Here is a 16,004-nt window from a genome sequence, read left to right as displayed (position 1 = left end):
GCGCCCGGATCTCACTCGCTAAGGGGATCCCGGGGTCACGAGCCCGGTCTCGTAGGCGCAGATCACCGCCTGCACCCGGTCCCTGAGAGCGAGCTTGCTCAGCACATTGCTGACATGGGTCTTCACCGTGTGCTCGCTGACGAACAGGGTTGTGGCGATCTCGGAGTTGGACAGCCCGCGCGCCAGCAGCCGCAGGGTCTCCACCTCGCGCGCCGTCAGGACGTCCAGCCGCTGCGGGGTGGCCTCCGCGGCGGCCTCCTCACGGCGGCGCCGCACGATGTCCGCGACCAGCCGCCGCGTCACCGTGGGCGCGAGCAGCGAGTCCCCGGCCGCCACGACCCGCACGGCGTGCACGAGGTCGTCGCGCCGCACGTCCTTCAGCAGAAAGCCGCTGGCTCCCGCGCACAGCGCCTCGTACACGTACTCGTCCAGGTCGAACGTGGTCAGCATGACCACCTTGCAGCTCGACTGCCCGCACACCCGCCGGGCCGCCTCCAGACCGTCCATGACCGGCATCCGGATGTCCAGGAGCAGCACGTCGGGCGTGTGCCGCTGCACCGCGGCGACCGCGTCGGCGCCGTCGCCGGCCTCCGCGACCACCTCGATGTCCGCCTGCGCCTCCAGGATCATGCTGAAGCCGGCCCGCACCAGCTCCTGGTCGTCGGCGACCACCACCCGGATGCTCATCCCAGGGCCGCCTCCCGGTCGACGGCCGCGGGCAGCCGTACGACCACCCGGAAACCGCCCTCCGGTCCGCGCCCCGCCCGCGCGCTGCCCCCGCAGGCCGCGGCCCGCTCCCGGATGCCGATGAGTCCGTGCCCGCCGTGGCCGGAGCCCGGGCCCTGCCCGTCGTCCGTGACCGTCAGTGTCAACTCGTCCTCCGCCCAGTCGAGTTCGACCGTAGCGGAGCCGGCCCGGGCATGCTTGACGGTGTTGGTGAGGGCCTCCTGGACCACACGGAAGGCGGCGACCTCGGTGTCCTGGGGCAGCGGACGGGGCGTGCCGGAGGTGCGCAACTCCACCCGCAGTCCTGCTGACTCGCCGACCTGTCTGACCAGGCCGGGCAGCTCGGCCACGCCCGGCTGCGGCAGCCGCCACGCACCGCCGTTGCCCTGCGGCTCCTTCAGCACACCGAGGATCCGGCGCAGCTGGGCCATCGCGTCCCGCCCGGCCCCCGCGATCGCGTCGAACGCGGCCTCCGCGCGCGCCGGATCGCTGCGCACCACCACCGGTCCGGCCTCGGCCTGCACCACCATCAGGCTCACCGCGTGCGCGAGGACGTCATGCATGTCCCGGGCGATCCGGGACCGCTCCTGTGCGATGGCCCGAGCGGTGTCGGCGGCGCGCTCCCGCTCCAGTCGCCGGGCCCGGTCCTCCAGCTCCGCGGTGTACGCCCGCTGCACCCGCGCGAGCACGCCGAAGCCGTACGCGCACACCACGCTGAGCAACTGGAAGGCGTACTCGAAGGGCTGCGGTTCCTCCTTGTGCATCATCGTCAGCGAGACGCCGGCCAGCCAGCCGACCAGCATCGCCCGCCGCTGCCACGGCTTGCCGAGGGCGGCCATCGTGTACAGGACGACCATGCCGCCGTACACCACATCCGGCGGCGGCGCGTGGTAGAGGGCCTGCGCGGGGGTGGCCACCGACACGGCGCACGCCGTCGCGAACGGCGCCCTGCGCCGCCACACCAGCGGCACCGCCGTCGCGGCACCGATCAGCCAACCCTGCCAGGTCAGCCGGTCGCCGCCCTCGTCGGGAAAGATCCACTGCAACGAGACGGCGAACAGTACGAGCGCGGCGAAGGCCGAGTCGACGGCGTACGGGTTGGCGGTGCGCAGACGTTCGGCGACGGGGGAGATCCAGGAACGAGCGGACACGGGCGGCTCCTCGAGGCAAGGGCGCTTTCAGTATCGCGAGAGCGCTCCGGCCCCGTCCTCACCGGTGAGAGGGATATCCGGCCGGGGGCGCCGGGCCGTCGGGTGCCTGCGGGTTCGTTGTGGCTTGTCGCGCAGTTCCCCGCGCCCCTTGAACGCCGCGGACGACGGACTCGGCCTGCCCCTACGTCCCCTTCTGCGGCTGCCACCCCAACCCCCGCGAGATCCCCCGCGCCGCCAGCCGCACCGCCGGTGCCAGTACCGGTACCTGGGCGTCCGCCTGGGGTACGACGACCGACACGGCGGCGACGACCGCCCCGCCCGGCCCGCGCACCGGAGCGGCCACGGACAGCGCGTCGTCGGTGACCTGGCGGCTGCTGACCGCCACCCCCGTGCGGCGCACCTCGGCCAGCATGCGGCGCAGCCCGGCCGGATCGGTGACGGTGTACGGCGTGAAGGCGGCGAGCGGACCGCCGCAGTACTCCTCCTGGAAGCCGGCGTCGCCGTGCGCGAGCAGGGCGAGCCCGACGCCCGTGGCATGCAGGGGCCAGCGTGCCCCGACGCGGATGTGCACCCCGACCGCCGACCGCCCCGACAACCACTCGATGTAGACGACCTCGGACCCGTCCTGGACCGCCAACTGCACGTTCTCGTGCGTCGCCTCGTACAGGTCCTCCAGATACGGCAGTGCGACCTGCCGCAGCGCCAACCCCCGTGGCGCCAGTGCCGCGAGCTCCCACAGCCGCAGCCCGACGTGGTACAGCCCGGAGTCGTCCCGCTCCAGCGCGCCCCACTCGGTGAGCGCGGCCACCAGCCGGTGTGCGGTGCTCAGGCTCAGCCCGGCCCGCCGGCTGATGTCGGTCAGACACAGCGCCGGGTGCTCCAGGTCGAAGGCCCCGAGCACCGACAGCAGCCGGTCGGGCGCGGAACGCGTGTGGGCCGGCACGGATGCCACGCCGTCGTCACCCCAGCCCGGATTCGGCGATTCTCTGGAGCAGCGTGTGCAGCTGCTCGCGCTCATCGGTGTCCAGCGGCCCGACCAGCTGGTCGGTGACGCGCTGCCCGGCCTCGTCGGTGTCCCGCAGGAACGCCCGGCCGCCCTCGCTCAGCACGATGATCCGGCTGCGCCGGTCGTCGGGGGAGGGGCGCCGCTCGGCGAAGCCCAACTTCTCCAGGTCGTCGACCAGGCCGACGATCGCGCTCGGGTCGTAGCCGAGCGAGGCGCTCAGCTCGCGCTGGAGCGCGCCCGGGGTGGTGGCGAGGAAGCGCAGCACCGCGTAGTGACGCAGCCGCAGCCCCGACTCCTGGAGGAAGGAGTTGAACAGCTGACCGGAGCGCAGGCCGAGGCGGTAGAGCAGATAGCCCGTGTCCGCGTGCAGTCCGCGCATCCACGGCTCGTCGGCGTCGATCGGTGCGGGGTTCGTGGTCTGCCGACTGGCGATGGCGGGCTCCCTGGTCGAGGCCCCGGAGTGGTGGGGCGTGCGGACGTACCGCACTCAGCATGACGCAAGGACGAGTAGGGAACAACTATTGACGTCAACAACTATTGTTCCTACCTTCGATCTCGTAGCCGCACCTCTCCGCGACTCGCAGCCGCCGCACGTTCCTCGAAAGGACCCGCCCGTGCCCAGCATCGATCTCACCGGCAAGGCCGCCGTCGTCACCGGCAGCGGCCGGGGCCTCGGCCTCGCCTACGCCCACGCCCTGGCCGCCCACGGCGCCTCCGTGGTCGTCAACGACGTCGACGAGGCCGTGGCCGAGGCGGCCGTGAAGTCCATCCGCGAGGCCGGCGGCACCGCCGTCGCCGAGGTCGTCCCCGTCGGCACGACCGAGGCCGCCGACCGGCTGATCGGCCGCGCGGTAGCGGAGTTCGGCCGACTGGACGTTCTGGTCACCAACGCCGGCATCCTGCGCGACAAGGTCCTGTGGAAGATGACCGACGACGACTTCGACGCGGTGATCACCACCCACCTCAAGGGCACCTTCACCTGCGCCCGCGCCGCCGCCGTCCGCATGCGCGAGCAGGGCGAGGGCGGCACCCTGATCCTGGTCGGCTCCCCGGCCGGGCAGCGCGGCAACTTCGGTCAGACGAACTACGCCGCCGCCAAGGCCGGCGTCGTCGCCTTCGCCCGCACCTGGTCGATGGAGCTGGGCCGTGCGGACATCACCGTCAACGCGATCGTGCCGGTCGCGGCGACCGCGATGACCGAGACCATCCCCGCCTTCGCTCCGTACATCGAGGCGATGCGCGCCGGCGCACCCCTCCCGGACTTCCTGCGCAAGGGCGAGGGCTTCGGCACCCCCGAGGACTGCGCCGCCCTCGTCCCGTTCCTCGCCTCCGAGGCGGCCCGGGGCATCACCGGTCAGGCCATCGGCATCGGCGGCGACAAGGTGGCACTCTGGTCGCATCCGCAGGAGATCGCGGCGGCGTTCGCGGACGGCGGCTGGACCCCCGACACCCTGGCCGACGTCTGGCCCACCTCGGTCGGCGCCGAGCTCCAGTCGGTCGGCATTCCGGCGCCGAAGTTCCCGGAGGCGTGATGGACCTGGAAAACCTGGTCGCGATCGACGTCCACACCCACGCGGAGGTCTCCTCCAAGGGCCACTCCTCCCTGGACGACGACCTCCACGACGCCTCCTCCGCCTACTTCAAGGTGGCGGGCAAGCGGAAGCCGACCCTGGAGGAGACCGCCGCCCACTACCGCGAGCGGAAGATGGCAGCCGTCATCTTCACGGTCGACGCCGAGTCCGCGACCGGCACACCTCCGGTTCCGAACGAGGAGGTCGCCGAGGCGGCCGCCGCCAACGCGGACGTACTGATCCCCTTCGCGTCCATCGACCCCTTCCGGGGAAAGGCGGGCGTATGGCAGGCCCGGCGCCTGGTCGAGGAGTACGGGGTGAAGGGCTTCAAGTTCCACCCCAGCATCCAGGGCTTCTTCCCCAACGACCGCTCGGTGGCGTACGACCTCTACGAGGTCATCGAGGAGACGGGCTCGATCGCCCTGTTCCACACGGGCCAGACGGGCATCGGGGCGGGAGTGCCGGGCGGCGGCGGAATCCGCCTGAAGTACTCCAACCCCCTCCATGTGGACGACGTGGCGGCCGACTTCCCCCACCTGAAGATCATCCTGGCGCACCCGTCCTTCCCCTGGCAGGACGAGGCCCTCGCGGTCGCGACCCACAAGCCGGGCGTCCACATCGACCTCTCCGGCTGGTCGCCGAAGTACTTCCCTCCCCAACTGGTGCAGTACGCCAACACCTTGCTCAAGGACAAGGTCCTCTTCGGCTCCGACTTCCCCGTCCTCACCCCCGACCGCTGGCTCGCCGACTTCGCCGCGCTGCCGATCAAGGACGAGGTCAGACCGAAGATCCTCAAGGAGAACGCCGCCCGGCTGCTCGGGCTGACGAATCGTCAAGGGGCATGAGATGCGCAACGAGGGACTGGGGTCATGGCCCGCACGCCGGGCCCGCAAGACACCCCACCGCACCGCCCTGATCCACAGCGGGACAGCGACGTCCTACGCCACCCTGCACAACCGCACCACCCGCCTCGCCCACGCCCTGCGCGACCGTGGCGTCCGCCGCGGCGACCGCGTCGCCTACCTGGGCCCGAACCACCCGTCCTACCTGGAGACACTCTTCGCGGCCGGCACGCTCGGCGCGGTCTTCGTCCCCCTCAACACCCGCCTGACCGGCCCCGAGATCGCCTACCAGCTCGCCGACTCCGGCGCCAAGGCCCTGCTCTACGGCCCGTCGCACGCCGCACTGGTCGCGGGGCTCCCGGGCCACACCGACGTCCGCACCTTCATCGAAGCGGGCCGCGACTACGAGGAGGCCCTGGCGTCGGCCTCCGACGAGCCGATCGACGCCCCCGTCACCCCCGACGACACCTGCATCATCATGTACACATCGGGGACGACCGGCCGTCCCAAGGGCGCCATGCTCACCCACGGCAACATCACCTGGAACGCCCTCAACGTCCTCGTCGACACCGACCTGATCGCCGACGAACGCGCCCTGGTCTCGGCCCCGTTGTTCCACACGGCGGGCCTGAACATGCTGACCCTCCCGGTGCTCCTGAAGGGCGGCACCTGCGTCCTGGTCGAGGCGTTCGACCCGGACGCGACCTTCGACCTGATCGCCGGTCACCGCATCACCTTCATGTTCGGCGTCCCCACCATGTTCGACCAGTTGTCCCGCCACCCCCGCTGGCCGGCCGCGGACCTGTCGTCCCTCCGCATCCTGACCTGCGGCGGCTCCCCGGTCCCGACCCCCCTCATCGCCGCCTACCAGGAGCGCGGCCTGACCTTCCTCCAGGGTTACGGCATGACGGAGGCGGCCCCGGGGACGTTGTTCCTGGACGCCGAGCACGCGGTGAGCAAGGCGGGTTCGGCGGGCGTACCGCACTTCTTCAGCGACGTGCGCGTGGTGCGGCCCGACCTGACCCCGGTCGAAGGCGACGAGACCGGCGAGGTCGTGGTCCGCGGCCCGCACGTCATGCCCGGCTACTGGGGCCTGCCCGACGAGACCGCCGCGTCCTTCGCCGAGGGCTGGTTCCGCAGCGGGGACGCGGCCCGTGTCGACGAGGACGGCTATGTCTTCATCGTCGACCGCATCAAGGACATGATCATCTCCGGCGGCGAGAACATCTACCCCGCCGAGATCGAGGACCTCCTCCTCGCCCACCCGGACATCGTCGAGTGCGCGGTCATCGGCGTCCCCGACGACAAGTGGGGCGAGGTCCCGCGCGCGGTGGTCGTCCCGCGCGAGGGCGCCGCACCGGACCCCGACGAGGTACTCGCCTCGCTGTCCGGCCGCCTGGCCAAGTACAAGATCCCCAAGTCGCTGGTCCTCACGGACGAACTCCCGCGCACCGCTTCCGGAAAACTCCTCAAATCCCGTGTCCGTTCGCGATACGGCAACCAGTAAGGAACGCACCCGCATGACCATCACCGTGAACGGCCTCGAAGAACTGAAGAAGCTGGCCGGCAGCGACCTCGGCACGAGCGAGTGGATCGAGATCACCCAGTCCCGCATCGACACGTTCGCCGACGCGACGGGCGACCACCAGTGGATCCATGTGGACCCGGAGAGGGCGGCGGAGGGTCCGTTCGGAGCACCGATCGCCCACGGCTATCTGACGCTCTCCCTCTTCATCCCTTTGTTCACCGAACTGTTGGACGTGCAGGGCGTCACGACGAAGGTCAACTACGGGCTGAACAAGGTGCGTTTCCCGTCTCCCGTAAAAGTCGGGTCCCGCATCCGACTCGTCGGTAAACTGGCGGAGGTGGAGGAGGTGCCGGGCGGTGTACAGATCACCGTCGAAGGCACGATAGAGATCGAGGGTGCGGCGAAGCCGGCGGCAGTGTTGACGAGTCTGTCCCGGTTCTATGACTGAGGCGTCTCGGATAGCCCGAAAACGCTATCGGTATCCCCCAGACGGGTGCATAGTTTGGTCAGTAGCGGGGTACTCGCGGCTCCGCCGCTGTACCGTGCTGTCAGAGTGACCAGTCACTCGCCGACCCCACCCCTCCTGATCAGGGAATACCGTGACCGTTCCAACCAGAGCCACTGCCAGCATCACGGTGCGGCCGGTGGCCGCCGAAGCTCACACGACCGGGCCGCGTCTCGACGCTCCGCACGACCCGAAGAGTGTCCGAGGCGTACGTCGAGCTCGTTCGTCCACGCAGACGCGCAGGGGGGCCGGGGTAACCTTCCAGTCGTCCATCTGAGGACACCACATACTCCGTCATGACCGGTCCGACCGTCCCGCTGCGGCAGCTCGTACTGAAGGTGCACAGCAGATGTGATCTCGCCTGCCGGCACTGCTACATCTACGAGCACGCCGACCAGAGCTGGAGTTCGCGCCCCAGGGTGATTTCACAGGAAACGATCTCCCGGACCGCCCTTCGGCTGGCGGAGCATGCCACGAAACATCAGCTCGCCTCCGTCCAGGTCATCCTGCACGGAGGCGAGCCTCTGCTTGCCGGCCCGACGCGCTTACGGGCCATCTGCGAGGAACTGACCACCGCTCTGCGCGGCGTCTGCGCACTCGATCTGCGCATCCACACCAACGCCGTTCAGCTGGGCGAGCGCCACCTCGACCTCTTCGCCGAATACGGCGTCCGCGTGGGTGTCTCCCTCGACGGAGACCGGGCCGCCAACGACCGCTTCCGGCTCTTCGCCAACGGCCGTAGCAGCCACGACAAGGTCCTCAGAGCCATCTCCCTGCTCGACCAGGACCGCTACCGGCACCTCTACGCCGGCATCCTCTGCACCATCGACGTGCGCAACGACCCCGTCGCCGTCTACGACGCCCTGGCCGCCCTGCGTCCCCCACGCATCGACTTCCTCCTGCCCCACGCCACCTGGGACGAGCCACCCCTGCGACCCGACGGCACCGACACCCCCTACGCCGACTGGCTCCTGACCATCCATCACCGCTGGAACGAGCAGGGACGCCCGATGCCGGTGCGGCTGTTCGACTCGATCGTCAGCACCCTCGGCGGCGGCCCCGGCCTCACCGAGGCGATGGGCCTGGAGGCCGCCGACGTAGTGGTCGTCGAGACCGACGGCACCTACGAACAGGCGGACTCACTGAAGACCGCCTACGACGGGGCACCGGTCACCGGCAAGGACGTCTTCCAGCACACCCTGGACGAAGTGGCCCGCCACCCCGGCATCACCGCTCGGCAGCACGGCCTGGACGACCTGTGCGCCACGTGCCGGAGCTGCCCGGTGGTGCGCTCCTGCGGCGGCGGGCTGTTCGCACACCGCTACCGGTCCGACGGCACCGGGTTCGACAATCCGTCCGTCTTCTGCGCGGACCTCAAGGAACTGATCCTCTCCATCGACGCCAGGACCGACGCGAGTGCGACTCGCCCGGTCCAAGGCTTCGACGCCCTGGCCGACGGCAGCGACGAGGGCGTCGGAGTACGAGGGTTGGCGCGGGAGCGGCGGGACGTCACCCGGGGGCTGCTGAGCGACGTGCACCACGAGATCGGGGCCCGGGCGGGTGAGCCATGGGAGCGGTCCTGGCAGCTCGCCCTCGACCTGGGGCAGCGTGACGGCGCACTGCTCGAAGCCCTGCTTTCCCACCCCTACACCCGCACCTGGGCCCTGCGGTGCCTCGACGAGGCCGCCTCGCCCACCCATCTGTCCTCGCTCCTGGCCGCCGTGGCGCTGCCGGTGGGCGCCGTCGACAGGGTGACGGTACCGACGCACGACGGCTTCGTGTATCTGCTCGGGCTGGGCAGGCTGCGAGCCGAACCCGGTTCGTCCGAAGTCGAGTTGACGGCTCATCCCCTCGGGGGGCCGGACTGGGAGCCCTTGCACCGCGTCCGTTGCGACGGGCTGGATGTCGTCCTGGACGACTCCGACCCTCATCGCGACTGCTTCGGCACTCCCGTGACCGGACGGCTGACGGACGTGGAGGTCGAGCAGTGGATGCATGTGCTGCCGCAGGCCTGGACGTTGATCTGCAAGAGACTGCCTGTCGTCGGTTCCAGGGTGGCGGAGGAGGTACGAGTGATCACTCCACTCGCCGCACCACCGGACCCCGAGCACTTCGTGCCCGGTGGGGGGCTCGGCGCGCTGGGCGTCCGTCTCGACCCCGACCCGGAACGCGTCGCCGTGGAATTGGTGCGAGGATTCCGGCTCGGCCTGCTCGACGCACTGCTCGATGTGTGCGACCTGTACGACGAGTCGGACACACGCACCGGCAGACTGCTGGGCGACACCTATGCGCGCGCCGCGACCGACGTCCTGCGAGACGACCCGGAAAGGGCCCGTCGCACGCGCGCCCAATGGGCGGAGCTGTCCGCTTCCGGTTCGCTGACCGCGCTCGGCCGGCGGTTCGTCGACGGCATCGGGCGGAGCCTGTGACCGACACCGCCTCGCTGGCCGAGGACCTCGTCACGCTGGGCCTTCGGCCCGGGGCCACCGTGCTGGCCCACGCCTCCCTGCGCCGGGTCGGCGCCGGGCCCGACGCCGCCCTGGCCGCCCTGCGAGACGTCCTCGGTCCCGAGGGCACGCTCGTCGTGCCGACGTTCACCGCCGGCAACTCCGACACCTCACCGGCGTACCGGGAACGCACCCGGAACATGACGACCGATCAAATCAAGGCACTGCAAGAGCGGATGGCGCCCTTCGATCCGGACCGGACGCCGTCCGAGGGCATGGGGCAGCTGGCAGAGGCCGTGCGCTGCGCCGAGGGGCGTGTGCGCAGCACTCATCCGCAGACCTCGTTCGCCGCCGTCGGCGCCCGGGCCGAGGAGCTGCTGGCCGGGCATGACGGGGACTGCCACCTGGGCGAGAGGTCACCGCTGGGCCGGCTCTACGAGGCCGGCGCCCAAGTGCTGCTCCTGGGCGTCGGCTTCGAGGTGTGCAGCGCCTTCCACCTCGCCGAGTACCGGGTCCCCGAACCGCCCCGGCGGACGTATCGCTGCGTGGTGCTGCGCGGCGGCGTGGGCCGCTGGACCGCGTACAAGGATGTCGACCTGGACGACAGTGACTTCGGCGCGCTGGGCGCCGACTTCGAAAAAGCCGACGCAGCACGGCCCGATCCGACCGTGCGCGGCGGGCGGGTCGGGGACACGCACGCCCGGATCTTCCCGCTCGACGAGGCCGTGGACTTCGCGACCGCATGGCTGACCGGAAATCGATCCCGTCGCCTTTTCGCGGACCCGTCACAAATCGCTGCGGGGTTCCTACACTGAGTGTCCACCCCCGCGGGTGCCGGGGATCGGGGGGCGGGGGACGGGATCGGGGGATCGCGTGGAGCCGACGGGACCATGGGGGGACGCCACTGCCCCTTATTTCTTTCTCAGTTACGCCCGACTGCCGCAGGACGGACCCGGTTCGACCAACCCGGATCTGTGGGTCCACCGCCTCTTCGACCAACTATGCGAACACATCAAGCACATGACCGCCCATCCGGGAGCGGCGGGATTCATGGACGGATCGATGCGCGCCGGAGAGTACTGGAGCAGTGAGCTCGGCGGCTCACTGGCGCGCTGCCGGGTATTCGTGCCGCTGTACTCGCCGAGGTACTTCATCAGCTCCTGGTGCGGCAGGGAGTGGGGCGCTTTCGCCACTCGGGAGGTGCGACACCGCGAGGCGGGACAACCGGGCGTCGCCAACGCGGTGGTGCCCGCGCTGTGGGCACCGGTGCCCGATCACCGACTTCCCGAATGCGTGAAGGAAGTGCAGTACACGCAACCCGAGTTCGGTCAGCGCTACAGCACGTTCGGGCTGTACGGGCTGGCCAAGCTGAAAGCGTTTCGCAGCGACTACGAGAAGGCCGTCCTGCATCTGGCCCGGCGCATCGTCGACGTGGGCGAGAACGTCGTCGTCGAGCACGCCAACCGTGTCCAACTGGACGCGGCCCCCGACGCCTTCGCGGCCACCCCCGCGACGGTATCGACCACCGGACGCACTCTGCGGATCAGCGTGGCGGCACCTTCCACCACCAGGCTGCCCGAGGGACGCAGCGCGGACTACTACGGTCCCTCGGCCCTCGACTGGAACCCGTACCAGCCCAAGTCCCGTCAACCTCTCGCCCAGGCCGCCGCGGACATCGCCGTCGCCATGGACTTCCGGCCCGATGTACGAGAGTTCGACCACACGTCGGGGCCCGCCGACGGGCCGGAGGTCGTGCTCCTCGACCGGTGGGTCCTGCGCGATCCCGAACGCCGGGTCGCCCTCGCCGAGTTCGACGAGAGCGATCTGCCGCCGACCGGACTGGTGGTGGCCTGGAACGCGGAGGATCCCGACAGCGACGAGGTCGAGTACACACTCGCCTCGGAGGCCGAGGCCACTCTGCCGCGCCGTATTCCGCTGGGCCGGCAAGCGTGCAGACCCGCGGTGCGAGGCGTTCCGGACCAGGCGACCTTCGACAGGATCCTCCCCAACGTTGTGCAGTGGGCGGAGGGCGAGTACCGCAAACGGGCCCGCCCCCGACCGCCGGCCGGAGAGCGCATCGAGCGCTTCCGGCTGTGCGGGACCGACAGCCAGGACAGCCGACCCCAGGGACACCGCCGGAACGCCGAGGAGGAAGACCGCGATGAGCAGCCCTGATGAACAGGACGGCCGGGCCGGCCGCATCGTCACGTTCTACTCGTACAAGGGCGGCACCGGCCGGACGATGGCCCTCGCCAACGCGGCGTGGATCCTGGCCGCCAATGGCAAACGCGTCCTGGCCGTGGACTGGGACCTAGAGGCGCCGGGCCTGCACCGCTTCTTCCACCCGTTCCTCGATCCGGCCACGGTCAGTGCCACGACCGGTGTCATCGACATGCTCCAGAAGTACACCTGGGCGGTCACGAGAGACGCAGACCCCGAGGAGCGGTCGGAGGAAGTGCGTCTGGACCATGCCCGCATCCAGCGCCACGCGGTCTCCCTGGACTGGGCGTTCCCCGAACCCGGCACCCTCGATCTGGTGTCGGCGGGCCGGCAGGACCGTAAGTACTCGGCGACGGTGAGCACCTTCGACTGGGACCACTTCTACGACGAGCTCGACGGCGGACTCTTCTTCGACGCGCTGCGCGAGGACATGCGCCAGAACTACGACTACGTCCTCATCGACAGCCGAACCGGCCTGTCCGACATCGCCGACGTCTGTACCGCCCATCTTCCCGACGTCCTGGTCGACTGCTTCACCCTCAGCGACCAGAGCATCGACGGCGCCGCGGCCGTAGCCCACGACATCCGTGACCGGTACCGACGTCGCCGGATCCGCATCCTGCCCGTCCCCATGCGTATCGACGAGGGCGAGAAGGAGAAGGCGGACGCCGGGCGGGCGCTGGCTCGCGCCAAGTTCAACGGGTTCCCCTCCGGTATGACCGAGGACGAACTCACCCGCTACTGGGGGTCTGTGGAGGTCCCCTACCGGCCGTACTACGCCTACGAGGAGACGCTGGCCACGTTCGGCGACGAGGCCGGCAACGCGACGTCCCTGCTGGCCGCCTTCGAGCGGCTCACCGGCGTGATCAGCGACCGGGCCGTCATCGGCCTGCCGCGCATGCCCGAAGAGGTGCGCGAGGGGGTCACGGCGAAGTTCACCCGCCCCCGGCTCGCGCTCCCGGCCGACCTGCACCTCAGCTATGTGTCCGAGGACCGCATGTGGGCCGACTGGATCACCTTCCTGCTGTCCCGGGCCGGCTTCAAAGTGTCGCGCAGGTACGTGGGTTGTGAGGGGGACGGCGCCGAGAAGCCCGCCGACCGGACCGTCTTCGTCCTCTCGCCGGCCTTCCAGCGCTCGGCGCGGGCCCGGCAGGTGTGGGACGCGGCGCTCAGGGGCGATCTTTCGGGCCGCCGCCAAGTGGTCGCCGTCCGGGTCGGTGACCTGCGCCCGGCGCCCACGTTCGGCGAACGGCCCTCGGTCGACCTGGTGCGCACCAACGAGAAGAGCGCCGCCTCCGCCCTGCTGCGGGCCCTCGGCAAGCCGCCGCTGCCCGCCGATCTGACCGATGAGGCCGCGCTCAGGGACGCTCGCTTCCCGGACACGGTGCCCAAGTTCTGGAACGTCTCGCCCCGCAACTCATCCTTCACCGGCCGCAGCGCCCTGCTGGAGAAACTCCGCGACGGACTCGGCAGCAGCAACTCGGGCGGCTCCTCCGCGCCACACGCCCTGTACGGGCTGGCAGGTGTCGGCAAGACGCAGATCGCGCTCGAGTACGTGCATCGCTTCGCAGCCGACTACGACCTGGTGTGGTGGATACCCTCCGAGCAGAACGAGCTCGTGGTCTCCTCCCTCAACGACCTCGCGCGCAAGCTGAACCTGCGGGTCGGCGACGACGCCGCCCAGAACGCCCAGGAGGTCCGCGACCATCTGCGCCAGTCGTCCTCGGCGCTGCGCTGGCTGCTGGTGTTCGACAACGCCGACGAGCCCAAGGAGGTGGAGAAACACTTCCCCGGTGGCGCCGGCCATGTGCTGGTCACCTCCCGCAACCAGACCTGGTTGCAGTTCGGGGAGGTACTGGAGATCGACCCGTTCCGTCGCGAGGAGAGCATCGAGCATCTGCTGCGCCGGGCCGCCGGCCTCGCCACAGAGGACGCCGACCGGGTCGCAGCCGCTGTGGGCGACCTGCCGCTCGCGCTCGACCAGGCCGGTGCCTGGCTGGCCGAGACCGGAACGCCCGTGGACGCGTATCTCACCGAACTGGAGCACCAGGCGGCGCGGGTACTGTCGCTCAGCCAGCCCGCGATCTACCCGGAGCCGGTCGGTGCCACCTGGAACGTCTCCATCCAGCGGCTCAACGAACGATCCCCGGCCGCCGTACGCCTGCTCCAACTGTGCGCCTTCTTCGCCGCCGAACCGATCTCCGCGGAGTTGCTCTACGGCGACGAGATGATGAGCGCCCTGTCCGAGCTGGACCCCTCACTCCAGGAGAAGATGGTCCTCGGCCGGGTGATCAGGGAGATCGGCCGGTTCGCCCTCGCAAAGGTGGACCGGCGCACCGAATCGATCCAGGTGCACCGGCTGGTGCAGTCGGTGATCCGGTCCCAGCTCTCCGCCCGGGATCAGGAGGACGCCCAGCACGTCGTGCACCGCATCCTGGCCGGCGCCCGCCCGTCCGGCGACGAGCCCATCGACGACCCGAAGAACCAGCCCGCCTTCGCCGCGATCTGGCCCCATCTGGAGGCATCCAAGGCCCATACCTGCGACGAGCCGAAGACCCGGCAGCTGCTCATCGACCGCGTCCGCTATCTGTGGAAGTTCGGCTACCTGAACGACGCCCACTCCTTCGGCGGCGAACTGAAGGAGTTGTGGGAGGGCCAGCTGACCGAGAGCCGCTCCCGGATCGCCGGTCTGGAGAAGCAGGAGCCGGCCGAGCAGACACCGGTGGGCGAGCCGAACGGGACGGCCGATCCGCAGGCCCCGCGCACGCTCGTCGAGGAGAAGCGGTACGCCACGGAACTCCAGACTCAGCTGCTGCACCTGAGGTTCCACATCGCCAACGTGCTGCGCTCGCTGGGCAAGTACGTGGAGGCGGAGGAGCTGGGCTCCGACACGCTCCGCCAGCAGCGCGTCCTGCTGAAGGCGGGCCATCCGCACATCCTGATGACGGCCAGTGGCCTCGCCACCGACTTGGGCAGCATCGGCCGGTTCGAGGCCGCCCTGGAGCTGGCGACCGAGGCATACGACGGCTTCAAGGAGCACTACGGCGAGGACTACCGACGCACCCTGAGCGCCAACAACAACCGTGCGGTGTGCCTGAGACTTCTCGGCCGCTACGCCGAGGCTCTGGAAGTCGACCAGGAGATCTACGACCTGCGTCGCAATGACGTCGGTGCCGAGCATCCGCACACCCTGATCAGTATCACCAACCTGGGCCGCGACCTGCGCGAGATGGGCCAGTACGAGCGCTCCATCTCGCTCCTGAGCAGCAGTTACGAGTCGTACAAGCGCCAGTTCGGCGAGGTCTACCCGGAGACCCTGCGCAGCGCGAAGAGCCTCGCCGTGTCGCTGCGCAAGGCGGGCCGGGTGGATGAGGCGCGGGCTCTCACCCTGCAGACCCAGGAGCACTACCGGCTGCGTGGCACGCCCGCGTCCACCCCCGACGTGCTGGACTGCAATCTGAACTACGCGACCGACCTGTACGCCACCGGGGCGCGTGAGGAGGCACTGAAACTGGCGCAGGACACCGTGCGGCAGTACCGCTCGGCACCCGGAGAGCGGCATCCGGCGACGCTGGCCGGCGTCAACAATCTCGGCATTTTCCTGCGCGGCTCCAGAGAGGTGAGCAGGGCGCGGGCGCTGCTGGAGAAGAACTTCGGCACCCTGCGGGAGGTACTCGGCGACCGCCACCCCTACACGCTGGCCTGTGCGGTCAACCTCGCCAACGTGCTGGCGGAGCTGAACGAGCTGCGCGAGGCGGAGGAGCTGGAGCGGCTGGCGGTGGCCGGCTTCCAGCCGACCCTCGGCCATGAGCACCCGGACACCATCGTCTCGCGTGCCAACCTCGGGGTGACTCTGAAGTCCCTGGGTCGCATACCTGAGGCCGAGCAGCTCCAGGAGAGCAGCCACACGGAGTTCGCCCGGATGCTCGGGGAGAGCCATCCGCACACGGTGAGCGTCCGCGAGGGCAATCGCATCCACCGGGACCTGGAGCCGCCGGCCGTGTGACC

Annotated in this window: 12 protein-coding genes; 8 read left to right on the top strand and 4 right to left on the bottom strand. The window is 70.2% G+C overall.

The features are described from left to right. Positions 1–18 precede the first annotated feature (18 nt). The 4 genes from ACFPQ9_RS03760 to ACFPQ9_RS03745 all read right to left on the bottom strand — a co-directional run bounded on the left by ACFPQ9_RS03760 (position 19) and on the right by ACFPQ9_RS03745 (position 3,262). Positions 19–687 carry a response regulator gene (locus tag ACFPQ9_RS03760; protein ID WP_380846418.1) on the bottom strand — a complete coding sequence of 223 codons (669 nt, stop codon included), beginning with the start codon at positions 685–687 and terminating at the stop codon, positions 19–21. Continuing rightward, entirely contained in the window at positions 684–1,877 is a 1,194-nt protein-coding gene (locus ACFPQ9_RS03755; protein ID WP_380846415.1) for a sensor histidine kinase, read from the bottom strand. Before ACFPQ9_RS03755 ends, ACFPQ9_RS03760 begins: the two co-directional genes overlap by 4 nt. A gap of 181 nt (positions 1,878–2,058) precedes the next feature. Further along, positions 2,059–2,829, bottom strand: coding sequence for an IclR family transcriptional regulator (locus ACFPQ9_RS03750; RefSeq protein WP_380846412.1), 771 nt, complete (start codon positions 2,827–2,829; stop codon positions 2,059–2,061). Positions 2,830–2,836: 7 nt separating this feature from the next. Then, positions 2,837–3,262 (bottom strand): MarR family winged helix-turn-helix transcriptional regulator, encoded by a 426-nt coding sequence (locus tag ACFPQ9_RS03745; RefSeq protein ID WP_380848381.1) that lies wholly within the window; start codon positions 3,260–3,262, stop codon positions 2,837–2,839. A gap of 235 nt (positions 3,263–3,497) precedes the next feature. Between ACFPQ9_RS03745 and ACFPQ9_RS03740 the strand changes: the two genes are divergently transcribed. From ACFPQ9_RS03740 to fxsT, 8 genes are all read left to right on the top strand, one after another. Next, positions 3,498–4,415 (top strand): SDR family NAD(P)-dependent oxidoreductase, encoded by a 918-nt coding sequence (locus ACFPQ9_RS03740; RefSeq protein WP_380846409.1) that lies wholly within the window; start codon positions 3,498–3,500, stop codon positions 4,413–4,415. Further along, complete coding sequence (locus tag ACFPQ9_RS03735; protein WP_380846406.1) at positions 4,415–5,299, top strand: amidohydrolase family protein; 885 nt, start codon at positions 4,415–4,417, stop codon at positions 5,297–5,299. Before ACFPQ9_RS03740 ends, ACFPQ9_RS03735 begins: the two co-directional genes overlap by 1 nt. A gap of 1 nt (position 5,300) precedes the next feature. Beyond that, a complete protein-coding gene (gene menE / locus ACFPQ9_RS03730; RefSeq protein WP_380846403.1) occupies positions 5,301–6,803 on the top strand; it encodes an o-succinylbenzoate--CoA ligase in 1,503 nt (500 codons plus the stop codon). A gap of 13 nt (positions 6,804–6,816) precedes the next feature. Next, positions 6,817–7,272, top strand: a complete 456-nt coding sequence (locus ACFPQ9_RS03725; protein WP_380846400.1) for a MaoC family dehydratase — start codon at positions 6,817–6,819, stop codon at positions 7,270–7,272. Positions 7,273–7,625: 353 nt separating this feature from the next. After that, the gene (locus ACFPQ9_RS03720; RefSeq protein WP_380846397.1) at positions 7,626–9,758 is read left to right on the top strand and encodes an FxsB family cyclophane-forming radical SAM/SPASM peptide maturase; all 2,133 of its coding nucleotides are present in this window, start codon (positions 7,626–7,628) and stop codon (positions 9,756–9,758) included. Next, entirely contained in the window at positions 9,755–10,591 is an 837-nt protein-coding gene (locus ACFPQ9_RS03715) for an AAC(3) family N-acetyltransferase (protein ID WP_380846394.1), read from the top strand. Before ACFPQ9_RS03720 ends, ACFPQ9_RS03715 begins: the two co-directional genes overlap by 4 nt. Before the next feature lie 16 nt (positions 10,592–10,607). After that, a complete protein-coding gene (locus tag ACFPQ9_RS03710; protein WP_380846391.1) occupies positions 10,608–11,951 on the top strand; it encodes a TIR-like protein FxsC in 1,344 nt (447 codons plus the stop codon). Further along, on the top strand, positions 11,938–16,002 hold the full coding sequence (fxsT, locus tag ACFPQ9_RS03705; protein WP_380846387.1) for an FxSxx-COOH system tetratricopeptide repeat protein: 4,065 nt from the start codon (positions 11,938–11,940) through the stop codon (positions 16,000–16,002). The genes ACFPQ9_RS03710 and fxsT overlap by 14 nt, the downstream gene beginning before the upstream one ends. The last annotated feature ends 2 nt before the right edge of the window (positions 16,003–16,004 follow it).

Origin of the sequence: Streptomyces coerulescens (genome assembly GCF_042657965.1) — a bacterium.
Classification (GTDB): domain Bacteria; phylum Actinomycetota; class Actinomycetes; order Streptomycetales; family Streptomycetaceae; genus Streptomyces; species Streptomyces coerulescens.
The sequence above is the reverse complement of the archived record's forward strand: the minus strand, read 5'-3'. Positions and strand labels throughout refer to the sequence as shown.